The organism is Pseudomonas sp. ICMP 10191, assembly GCF_001467335.1.
In the GTDB taxonomy this organism is placed as follows: Bacteria; Pseudomonadota; Gammaproteobacteria; order Pseudomonadales; family Pseudomonadaceae; genus Aquipseudomonas; species Aquipseudomonas cerasi.
In genome coordinates this window covers 176993-188603 of record NZ_LKGW01000146.1, presented here as the reverse complement: position 1 = coordinate 188603, position 11611 = coordinate 176993, and the positions used below count along the sequence as shown (strand labels likewise).

Genomic DNA, 11611 nt, shown 5'->3' with positions numbered 1-11611 from the left:
GGCTGTTTATGCCTTGCTTATTACAAACTTTTATTTACGTAGCTGGGACAGTGCCGCCTTGAGCGCTTGTTCAAAACGCTGGATCACCAAGTGGCATTGCTCTTCGGTAATGATCAACGGCGGCAATAAGCGAATGACATTGCCATTGCGACCACCGCGTTCAAGTAACAACCCCTGTTTGAAACAATGCTGCTGAATGGCGACAGCCAGGTCCGGGTCCATCGGCAGGCTGCCGAGGCGGTCTGCCGCTTTGCGCTCATCGACAATCTCGATACCCAGCATCAGGCCGCGGCCGCGCACATTGCCGATCGCCGGATAGCGTTGTTGCAACAGACCGAGCTGTTCCTTGAGCCAGTCGCCACGTTTTGCGGCCTGGCCAGCGAGGTTCTGTCGCTGCAGCACTTCAAGGGTCGCCAGGCCGGTGGCCATGGCCATCTGGTTGCCACGAAAGGTGCCGGCATGATTGCCCGGAGACCAGGCGTCGAACTCGCGTTTGAAACCCAGCACTGCCAACGGCAGACCGCCGCCGACCGCCTTGGACATGACGATGACGTCGGGTTCGATCCCGGCGTGTTCGAAGGCAAACATCTTGCCGGTACGACCAAAACCGGCCTGCACTTCATCCAGAATCAGCAGAATGCCATGCTTGCGGGTGACTTCGCGAATCTGGCGCAGCCATGCCGCAGGTGCCGGATTGACACCGCCCTCGCCCTGCACCGCTTCCAGAATTACCGCGGCCGGGAGCGACACACCACTTTCCACGTCTTCGATGAACTGGGTGAAGTAATAACTCAGTGCTTCAGTGCCGGCCTCGCCGCCAATGCCCAGCGGGCAACGGTATTCATGGGGATACGGCAGGAACTGCACACCGGGCATCAGGTTAGCGACAGCGTTTTTTGGCGCCGTGTTGCCGGTCAGCGCCAGGGCGCCGTGGGTCATGCCGTGGTAGGCGCCGGAAAAGCTGATGATGTTATGGCGGCCGGTGGCGGTCTTGGCCAGTTTGATCGCGGCTTCGACGGCGTCGGCCCCGGACGGACCACAGAATTGCAGGCAATAATCACGCCCCTGTCCTGGCAGCAGACTCAGCAGCGTTTCGCTGAAGGCGTCCTTGACCGCAGTGGTCAGGTCAAGGGTGTGCATCGGCATGCCCGAGGTCAGGAAGCTGTCGAGACTGGCCATGATAGCTTCGTGATTGTGTCCCAGTGCCAGTGTTCCGGCGCCGGCCAGGCAGTCCAGATACGTGGTGCCTTCGACATCCGTGACCCATACACCATGTGCCTTGGCTATCGCCAATGGCAACTTGCGCGGGTAACTCCTTACATTCGATTCAAACTTGCTCTGCCTGTCCAGATAGTTGGCATTGGTTTTCTGCGACGTCGTAGAGTGCAATAAGCCATTATTCAACATCTGTAAGTCCTCGCTGGATTTCTGGATGCAAATTATTATCATTTACCCAAAAGTGCAACCCATTATTTCGAAAACAAAGATGAAATTTAAATGAACGCTTCTGCGCGCCTGACAATGAATAAGGCACGCAGTTATACCGACAGAATTAATCGGTATAACTCAATGTGCCACTATTGAAAGTGGCCATTTGTTATTCTGGCATATGACCAAGCAGTCTATTTAAATAACAGACTGTGGTGTCGCCGTGTTGAGGTTTATTATTTAATACTGCACACAGGTTATCCCTCGATGAGGACTGCCGGTCGTTCGCTATACACGTGAGCCCTTCCCTGGGCGTCGCGTATCCACTCAGAAACCGATGGTGGCCGACAACAGATAGGTGCGCGGTGTCGACAGGGTCAGCCCCGGCTCGCTGTCATCCGACGCGCCGGCCGAGCTCCAGTAGTACTTGTTCATCACGTTCTCGACGTTGGCCCGCAGTGTGATGTCCTTCTGATCGACCTTGAAAGCATACCGCGCACCGACGTCGAAACGCTCCGATGAGTCGATGCTTTTGCTGTTGGCCTGATCCAGATACTGCGAACCGGTGTAGATGCCCCGTCCGGTCAGGGTCAGACCGTTTACGCCCGGAACGTCCCACTCGGCCCCCAGATTGACGTTGTACTTGGGGGTGGCCGGTGCGCGGTTGCCGTCGAATGTGCCATTGACGGTGTTGGTCAGTTCGCTGTCGATGTACATCACCCCGCCCAGCAGACGGAAGCCCTTCATCGGCTCACCGAACATGGTCAGCTCGACACCGTCGTTACGGCGCTTGCCATTCGGGCCGAACACACGGGAGGTGGTATTGGTCTCGTAGGCCGGTTGTTTGATACGGAATACGCTGGCGGTGAAGGCGTATGACCCCAGGTCATATTTGGCGCCGACCTCGACCTGACGACTGACGAACGGCGGGAAGATCTGGTCTTCGTTCACCGAGGTCGACGGAGCGATCTTGCCCTGGCTCAGGCCTTCCATGTAGTTGGCGTACACCGAAAAGTCGTCGGTCACCTTGTACAGGATGCCGCCTGATGGTGAGACCTTTTCCTCATCGTAGGCGGTGTCGCCTTTCACGCCATCGGTCCAGTCATCAACCTTGACACGCTGCCAGCGGGCGCCGAGTGTCAGCAGCAGACGGTCCTCGAAAAAACCTAGCGTGTCAGTCAGCGCCACACCGCTGAAGCGGTTCTCGGTGTAAACCTTGGAGTCGGCCCGCGTGGGATTCGAGGGTGTCGGCGTGTCGACCGGGTTGTAAAGATTGCTCGGCGCTGCCGCGTAGCGTGCACCACCGTTTTCAAAATCCATATAGAAATAGCTGGCAGCCAGATTGACCTCGTGGCTGACCGGCCCGGTAGTGAACCAGCTGCGCGCGCCGGCAGTGGCTGTGCGCACATTTTCGTCACGGGTGAAATCGCGTGGTTGAACGCTGAAGTCGCCTGCATCGTTGGTGACCGATACCGCATGGCGCAGGAAGTCATGGTTACTTTTGCGCGCGCCGACACCGCCGTAGAGCATCACCGAGTCGCTGAGGTCATATTCGGCATTCACTGCGCCGAACGTATCCTTGGTGCGCGCCTTGCTCCAGGACTGCGCATAGTTGTCACGCACATCGTTGGCGTTGGGCACCTTCGCGTTGGCACCGACCTGCACGCGTTCCTGCGGAGCATCGGTGTCGCGTTCAGTGTGCCCGATGTCCGTCGACAGACGCAGGCGATCACCACGGAAATCCAGGCCCAAAACGGCCATGTCGCGATCGACGCTCTGGTGATCCCATTCAGTGTCGCCGGACTGTTTCACGCCGTTGAAACGAATCCCGAACTTGTCGTCTTCGCCAAACCGACGGGCTACATCGACTGCAGCACCCACCTGCCCCTTGGAGGCATAGCTGGTGGTGAGCTCGGTGAGCGGTTTATCCGTCGCGCGCTTGGGGACCACGTTGATCCCGCCGCCGACACTGCCTCGCGGCGAAATGCCGTTGATCAACTGGCTCGGCCCCTTGAGGATATCCACCCGTTCGGCCATTTCCATGTCGATCGTGTAAGTGGGCAGAATGCCGTACAGGCCGTTGTAGGAAACGTCGCTATTGAACAGGCTGAAGCCGCGAATCGTGAACTGCTCGTAACGCCCGCCTGCGGGGTTGGTGGCACGCACTGACGGGTCACTGGCGATCAGGTCGCCCAAGGTTCGGGCCTGCTGGTTTTTCACCGCGTCCTTGGTGTAGGTGGTCATGCTGAACGGCGTTTCCATGAAGTCCCGCGAACCCAGCATGCCCTGCGAGCCTTTGCGTGCCACTTGGCCGCCTGCGTATTCCTGGCCATCGGTAGAGCCGCTGTCACCGACAATCGAGGTGGGTGCAAGTTGCAGGCCTGCGCTGGCGCTGTCAGGTGCCGGGATCAGCGTGTAGGCCTGCTCCCCGACGGGCATCAGTTGCAGGCCGGAACCTTGCAGCAGGCGCGCAAAGCCTTCCTCGACCGCGAACTCGCCGGACAACCCCGAACTGTTCCGCCCGTTCACCAGCGCAGGATCTACCGACAGGTTGACCCCGGCCTGCCCGGCGAAACGGGTGAGCGCAGCGCTCAGGCTGCCGGCCGGCACCTCATAGGCGCGTCTGCCCGATGTGTCGGCCCAACTGGTCGAGACGAATAACGGACTGGAACTCAACGTCAGCAACAGGCTGAAATGCAAAAGTGGACGCAAACGGTAGGAAGACACTGCGGACATAGAGGGAAGCTCTCGTATTTTTTGTGCACTTACCTGGAATGACCAGCGAGACAAAAAAAAGGGACAGCATTACGCACTATTTTTTGTCGAAATGTTTTTTCGAGGCACCAGGGTCACCCAATAACGCGTGCGCATCTGCACGTCCACCGGCAGACTGGCCGCCAGCAAGGACAGCACGCGGTCGGTATTGTCGAGCCTGAAACTGCCCGTCACTCGCAGGTTTTCCAGCTCAGGTTCCCAGCGCAGCAGGCCCGGACGGTAACGACTCAGCTCGCGAAGGAAATCGCCCAGTGACTGGTTCTGCGCGCTCAGCACATCGTCGCGCCAGCCAGGCAGCAAGGCGTCGAAGGCACTGACAGGACCGATGCCGCTCTGCTTCAGCGTGACCTGCTGCTGCGCATTCAAGGCCAGCACCGGCCCGCGCAGGGGATAAAGCTGCACCGTGCCGCTGATGACCGAGACCCTGCAATCGCTGGCGTTGAGACGCACACAGACTTCACTCCGGCCAACCACGATGCGCCCGTAAGGACCGTTGATGGTCAGCGGCGCGCTGCCAGGCACCTTGAGGGCTATTTCGCCCCGTACAAGGGTGATTGCCCGGGCGCCCATGTCCACGTTCACCGCACTGTCGGTATTCAGTTGCAACATGCTGCCATCAGCCAGCGACAGGCGCTTGTGCTCGCCGACTGCGGTTTGCAGGTCGGCACGCCAGACATCCAGCGGCAATTGACGCCCCAGCAGCCAGACTGCAGGGACCAGTGTCACGGCGCCCAACGCTCTTTTTAGCGTCGCACGCCTGGCCTTGTCAGGACGATCCAGCGTCGCCATGGCGAGGTTGGCAGGCAGACCGAAAAAACGCTGACGCAGCTGTTGGGCCTTTTGCCAGGCGCGTTCGTGACTGGCGGAGCTGTCACGCCAGTGTTGCAGCATGGCGTGATCTTCATCGCTGGCACCACCGGATTCCAGAAGCGCCAGCCACTGCGCCGCTTTGCGTACTACCTCGCGTTCTTCGGTAGAAGGTGCCGGGCGAATCACCAGTCCACCAGCAAACAGTGCTCGTAGGCTTGTGCCATATAGCGTTTGACGGTGCGTTCGGAAACACTCAGGCGTTCAGCGATTTCCCGATAGCCCAGCCCCTCGAGCTGACTCCAGAGAAACGCCCGTCGCACCACTGCCGACAGACCATCGAGCAGCTCGTCCAGCGCCTGCAGGATTTCCAGCAACAGCCAGCGCTGCTCAGGCGACGGCACGCTTTCTTCAGGCAACTGCGCCAGCGCTTCCAGATAAGCCTGTTCAAGGCTGCGACGCGTGTAGAAATTACTCAGCAGGCGCTTGCCCACGGTCAGCAGGTAGGCACGCGGCTCCTGCATATCGGCGATCTGCTGGGAGCTGGAGAGCACGCGCAGGAACGTATCCTGACTCAGGTCAGCCGCATCCCAGGCATTGCCCATGCGTCTGCGCAGCCAGCTTTCCAGCCAGCCATGATGATCGCGGTACAGGGAATGCAAGGTCTGCTGTGATAGCGTCGCTGCTTGAGTCATGTCAAAAGCCTTGAGCGATGGGATGCGCCAAATGAGACTGATTCTAATTAGTGTTATATCCCGAGTCCACGCTCTTTTTTTCAAAAAGCCCATCGCCGCTGCGTGAAATCGGGGCTGTCAGCCCGCAACACGTTGATCCGCGCTGCATTCGGGCGATTCACCTGCACGACAAATGAGCGCTGAAAAAGCGCCCTTCGTGTCCTGTTTGTACGTTTTCCGAGACAATGCCTGCCGGGATGGGTGAATCGGCTACTCCCATTACTGTTAAGTACGCCGCCAATCAAACCCCGCCCACAACCCCGACCCTTCTATCAACTGCCCGCCGGTGCAGCAGCGCTATCAGGCACAAAGCCGATACCGACAGCCAGACGCTGACCAGCAGTACCGGTTGAGCATTGTCGCCAGACACCCATTGCGACGCCAGCAGCGGTCCGAATGCGCAGCCCAGCAGTTGCATGCCGGGAATGAGCCCGGCGATGCGTCCCGAGGGGTCTATCTGCAGCGCAATGCGCACCTGAAACGGGGTCAGCATCAGGTAGATCAGGGCAAACAGCGCGCACAGGCCCAGAAATACGTTTACCCCCTGATCGGCTGTGACGTACATGCCCAATGCAATGCCGGCCAGAAGAAACGCGGCGGTAGCCAACATCGAGTAATCAGGCACCCTGCGTACCAGCAGAATGCCCAGGCAGCCGCCCAGCACTTGCATGAATAACATCGCGGACACCAGCAATTGCGCCGCATGAGCGCCCAGCCCTGCGTGGATGCCCAGCGGCTCCAGATACGCCCACAACCCGCCAACGGCCGAGAGCTGCATGAACACCAGCATCAGCAGCAGCACTTGCTTCAAATTCCATCTGAAACCTGATGTATCCAGCTGTCTGTCAGGCTGCTGCGGCAAGCGTCTTGGTAACCAGACAACGAACAGCACTGAGCTTGCGGTCATCATTCCCAGAAACACGAACCCTGCATGCACGCTACGATCAGGCAGTATCAGGTACGCAAGCGCTGCGGCCATCAGTGCCTGAGCCAGGGTCTGGACGACCATAAACACGCCTGCCACCCGATCTGGCGCAGGCCCCTGAACGATAAGGCTGACGGCGCCCCAGAGCAGTAGGCCCTCGGCCAGCCCCGCCAGCGCGCGTGCAGCGGTCAACGGCCCGTCGCCGGTGACAGTGGCCGTGACCAGATCCATTCCGGCAGCGCACAGGATGGCGGTGACCGTCAGCAGACGCAGGTTGAGCATCGAGCGCAGCAGGTCGCCCAGCACCACACCGAGCCCCAGCGCGACGATTTCACCCATCGCGACCAGCCCGACACCTTCCAGTGATACGTGGTCTTGCGCCAGTAACTCGCCAAGAAGCAATGGTTGCAGCCCTACCATCAGCACCGCGACAGAGCCCAGTGCCAAGGCGGCACTCAGGTGCCTGCGAGTTACAGCGGACGACGTTTGCATGGCATGCGCCTCTTCGGAAGTTTCAGTAACCGCGGGTTTCAGGTGGAATACGGCCTTCGGCAAAACACTGCGCCGCCCGCTTCTCGTCTTTCATCAGCCTTCCGTTGGCCACCAGCACCACCCACCAGGGCAGTAACGTAAGGTGCGTGCCACATGCCTTGGCCAGCGTATAGGCCTTGGCGCATTTTTCGAACAACTCTGCATTGAGGACCATTCGCGCCCCTGTAGTACCCATCACCACCGGCGTGCTGTCGATCACCGCAGCATTTCCCCCACGCTTCAACAGTCGCGTCAGTGGTTGCTCGGAACTGGCAGGCGTAGCCATATGGCCTATATGGCGTGCCTGCTCATCAAATAGAATCGGCAGGACTCCGCCAAAATCCACCAGGCTTTTGGCAAAGGCACCGCCGCCGAGCAGAACGGCGCCGACGTCAGCTCGGGCGCGGTAGATCGCCGCGTGCGTCTGGCCGTCGCCCGCTGCCGAGTCGTTGCAATCAACCACCTGCGGCGCCAGGTCGTCGAGCTTGCCCAGCCACATGCTCTGTTCGCCCGGCAATCGCAACGACACACTGCTGTGTGAGTCCACCTGCCCCATCAGGCGTTCACGCAGATCAAACCACTGTTTTCGAAGTGAATCGCGCATGCTGCTCACCTCACACCAGCTGAAAGACAGCGTCGAAGCGTTCGAGCGCGTCGTCGATGACATCGTCGGTGTCAGCCAGGCTGGTGTACAAGCGGCTCCCGGCCAGCGTGATCAGGCCGTGAGCGGTATACGCGGCACCCATCTCTTCCATCATGTGCTTGCGAGTCTTGGCTTCATTGCGCGCCCTCAGCAGCTTGAGCGGGTTGCCGGTATCGAGCAGCAGGACGCCGGACGTCTGCAGGTGAACGATGGAGCCCATGTTGTACGCCACGTAGGGCAAGCCGCGCCGATTGATGATCTCTTCCAGTCCTGCGCGCATACGGTCGCCCGCCCTTCCCGCCAGCGCCGGCGCGTTCAGGCGGCGGGCTTCGACCAGCGCGTAATAACCAGCGACGCATGACAACGGATTGGCCGACAGCGTGCCGCCGACGAACGCCCGTCGCGAGGATGTGCCGATGCCACCGGCAAGCAGTTGCATCACGTCCCGGCGCCCGCCAATGGCACCCGCCATCGGATAGCCCCCGGTCAGGCATTTGCCCAGTACCGTGATGTCCGGCATGACATTGAAGTAAGCCTGTGCGCCGCCCAGACCGGCACGGAATCCGGTGACCACTTCGTCGAAGATCAGCAGGGCATCGAATTCGTTGCATAGCGCACGCAGCTGTCGGTTGAAGTCGGCGTGCACCGGACGCGTGCCACTTTCCGGGCCAAAAGGTTCGACCATAATGGCTGCGGTGCCACCACGCAGACGATTGATTTGCAGCCTGCGACGCAACGCATCGAGATTGTTGGGTGGGCTCTCCTGAGTGTTTGCGGTGGCGCCTCGCGGGATTCCCACTGCCTCCATGCGCCCGGTGCCCGGCAAGCGCATGCCATAGACCAACTGGTCGCTCCAGCCGTGGTAGGCGCCGCCGATCTTGATCACCCATTTCTTGCGGGTATAGGCACGGGCCAGACGAACCGCGGCCATGACCGCCTCGGTGCCCGAGCCCAGCAAGCGCAGCATGTCGACGCCCGGCATCGATTGGCAGACCAGTTCCGCCAGTTTGACTTCATATTCATGCAGCAAGCCGGTCACCGGCCCGCACTCATCGAGAATCCGGTCAACCTGTTCGCGAATGGCCGGATGGTTGGAGCCCAGCAACGTCGGGCCGCCTGCCTGCAGGAAGTCGGTGTAGCGATTGCCATCGACATCGGTCAGGTGCGCACCGTTAGCCTGGGCGAAGGCCAGCGGAAACGGATAGTTGAACGCCAGATTATGTTGCACGCCTCCCGGTATGACCTTTTTCGCCGCCTCGGAAAGCCGCTTCGAGCCTTGGCAGCGCTCGTCGAAATAGCCCATGATCTTGTTCATCGCGTCGCGCTTGATCGGGCGAATCGGCTGTTTCACGAGCTCATCGAAGCGGCGATACAGTGAATCGACATCGGGCCATTGCGACACGGCCGATGCGGGAATGTCAGGGATGTTGGCAGGATCGAGAGGTCTGTTCATGATTGAGTCTCTGAAAAAGTCTGAGGGCTGAGGGCGTGCGAGCCGGCACTGGTCAGGGCGTCGATCAGGCGTGCTATTGCAACGCGTGATTCGGGTTTGCCACGGCTGTTGGCTTTGATCTGGTTGAGAAGATGGTCACGACAGAATGTTTCCAGGTCCTCCAGGCGCTTCAGGGTGGCTTCTATGTCCGGGCCACAGCACAGAACGCCGTGATTGCGCATCAGGTAGGCGTTTTGGTCAGGCCGGATGGTCTTTTCCAGCTTGCCCGCCAGCCAACCGGAACCGGACGGCGCATAACCCACCAGCTGAATTCGCCGGCCCAGCGATTGCCACAGCGGCGGGTATGGCACTTCCAGCGATTTGCCGAACAATGTGCAGGCGCTGGCCAATGGTTGATGGGTATGAATGCTGCAATTGACGTCCTGGCGACTGCGCAGGACTTTCGCGTGCAGCTCGCTTTCAACCGAGGGCGAACGTTCGCCCGACAGCTGCTTGAGGTCCTTGAGTCGCAATACGCAGACGTCCTCTGGCCGCATGCTGAAGTAGTCGGTGGCCGACGGAGTGACCGCGATGTGCAATGCGTCGATACGCAGCGCAAGGTTGCCGCCGGTTGCGGCAAAGAAGCCGCGGCGTGACAGATGCCGCGACAGGTCGACGATCTGCTGTTGAACATTGCTCATGGTGCCGTCTCCTGCGATGGGTTCAACCTGCGATAGAGCGGCGCCAGACGTTTGCGGACTTCCTTGAACGTGGCGAAGCGGTCGTCATACAGGTTTCGGGTTGATTCGGAGGGTTCGTACAGCCGATGCGGCCGTTGCAGGGCCGGCAGATCGTTGAACTGCAGTTTTTCGAGCGCTACTGCAGCAATGAAGGCCGCACCCCGTGCGTTGGTCTGAATCGGGTTATGCGGTTGCTGAATGACTCGCCCGCAGACATCGGCCATGATCTGGCACCACACATCCGATTGCGCTCCGCCTCCGGTGGCGACGATGACTCCGCGCGACTGGCCGATAAATTGCGAGAACGGTTCCAGCATCCAGCGCGTGTTGTGCGCGACGCCCTCCATGAAGGCCCGGATGATGTCTTCCCGCGAGTGCTCGAGTTTCAGGTTGATCAGGCCGGCACGCAGGCTCGGATCACCTACCGGAGAGCGCTCGCCACACAACCATGGCGTGTAGATCAGCCCCCTCGAACCCGGTGGCACTCGGGCGGCGATACGGTCCAGCAAGGCGTACACGTCCGGCTGCTGCTCATCGCTCAGCAACTCATCCGGGTGATACAGCACCTTGTCGCGCAGAAACGACAGATTGGAGCCCGCCGCCGATTGCATGGCCATTGCCAGATACCGGCCCTTGACCGCACTGGGTACCGCAGCAATGTGGTGGCGAACACTGGATTTCTTGAACGGCACGTGAGCGCCGACCCACGACGAGGTGCCCAGATAAAGATGCGGAGCGAAGTCGCGCACGGTGGCGCCAACGGCCACCGCCGAGGTGTCCACAGCACCCGCCACCACAGGTGTGGATCGAAGCAGCCCCAAAGCATCGGCGAGCTCGGGCTTCAAGGTGCCGATGACTTCCGTCGAGCCCACCAGCTCAGGCAGTTTGCCTGCGTCGATACCCAGAGCCCTGATCAGGCTGGCGTCGTAACGGATGTGATGAGGATCGCGATTGTCGGTTACCCAGGCGGTCAGCATCGAGTCACCTGTGGCGCAGAAACGCCCCGACAAGCGCATATTCATGTAGTCGAGCACATTCAGAAACTTGTGCGTCTGGTCATACCTTGCCGGATCGTGGTCAAGGATATAGGCCATGTGCCCGGCCGAATCCATGCCCGACAGCGACGCTACCCCGCCGGTCAGTCGCAGCGATTTCCAGAGTTTGAGCGGTCCGTAGCCGCCCAGATTGCACCAGCCTCCGCCCATGCGTTTTTTGATCGAGTCGGCGCCGCGTTTGTCCAGCCACAGCAGCGCCCGGCCAATCGCGGCCCCCTCGCGATCGACACAGACCGTGCCTTCGCTTTGCGTCGAGCAACACACGGCCACCACCTGACGACGCCTGAGCGGGTCGGCTGCCAGCAATTCGTGGGCACCAAGCAGAAACGCGTTCCACCAGTCCTCGGGTTCCTGCTCGGCACTCAGACCACTGACGTGCAGCGGTACGCCGTGAAACGCCCAGGCGCGGATGTCTCCCTCCATGGAGACCAGCGCGCACTTGCAGCCGGACGTTCCCAGGTCGATCGCGAGGACGAGTTGCTCCAGGCCGGTAGCCGCCTCAGGCGTCCGGGAAATGAAAAGCGAAGTCATAAAGGTCTAC

At 60.3% G+C, this 11611-nt stretch carries 9 protein-coding genes; all 9 read right to left on the bottom strand.

From position 1 onward, the window contains the following. Positions 1 to 30: 30 nt before the first annotated feature. The 9 genes from AO388_RS22605 to AO388_RS22565 all read right to left on the bottom strand — a co-directional run bounded on the left by AO388_RS22605 (position 31) and on the right by AO388_RS22565 (position 11601). Entirely contained in the window at positions 31 to 1407 is a 1377-nt protein-coding gene (locus tag AO388_RS22605) for a diaminobutyrate--2-oxoglutarate transaminase (RefSeq protein WP_003372849.1), read from the bottom strand. Positions 1408 to 1755: 348 nt separating this feature from the next. Further along, positions 1756 to 4164 (bottom strand): TonB-dependent receptor, encoded by a 2409-nt coding sequence (locus AO388_RS22600; RefSeq protein ID WP_058417173.1) that lies wholly within the window; start codon positions 4162 to 4164, stop codon positions 1756 to 1758. Between the two features lie 69 nt (positions 4165 to 4233). Beyond that, positions 4234 to 5199 (bottom strand): FecR domain-containing protein, encoded by a 966-nt coding sequence (locus AO388_RS22595; RefSeq protein ID WP_054081424.1) that lies wholly within the window; start codon positions 5197 to 5199, stop codon positions 4234 to 4236. Next, entirely contained in the window at positions 5196 to 5705 is a 510-nt protein-coding gene (locus AO388_RS22590; RefSeq protein WP_058417172.1) for a sigma-70 family RNA polymerase sigma factor, read from the bottom strand. The genes AO388_RS22595 and AO388_RS22590 overlap by 4 nt, the downstream gene beginning before the upstream one ends. Before the next feature lie 280 nt (positions 5706 to 5985). Beyond that, positions 5986 to 7161: an MFS transporter gene (locus AO388_RS22585; RefSeq protein WP_058417171.1), complete on the bottom strand. Its 1176-nt coding sequence runs from the start codon at positions 7159 to 7161 to the stop codon at positions 5986 to 5988. 22 nt (positions 7162 to 7183) lie between these two features. Further along, positions 7184 to 7804, bottom strand: coding sequence for a hypothetical protein (locus AO388_RS22580; protein WP_058417170.1), 621 nt, complete (start codon positions 7802 to 7804; stop codon positions 7184 to 7186). A gap of 10 nt (positions 7805 to 7814) precedes the next feature. After that, positions 7815 to 9296: an aspartate aminotransferase family protein gene (locus AO388_RS22575; RefSeq protein ID WP_003433991.1), complete on the bottom strand. Its 1482-nt coding sequence runs from the start codon at positions 9294 to 9296 to the stop codon at positions 7815 to 7817. Continuing rightward, positions 9293 to 9976, bottom strand: a complete 684-nt coding sequence (locus tag AO388_RS22570) for a class II aldolase/adducin family protein (RefSeq protein ID WP_058417169.1) — start codon at positions 9974 to 9976, stop codon at positions 9293 to 9295. The genes AO388_RS22575 and AO388_RS22570 overlap by 4 nt, the downstream gene beginning before the upstream one ends. Further along, positions 9973 to 11601 (bottom strand): xylulokinase, encoded by a 1629-nt coding sequence (locus tag AO388_RS22565; protein ID WP_058417168.1) that lies wholly within the window; start codon positions 11599 to 11601, stop codon positions 9973 to 9975. The genes AO388_RS22570 and AO388_RS22565 overlap by 4 nt, the downstream gene beginning before the upstream one ends. Positions 11602 to 11611 lie beyond the last annotated feature (10 nt).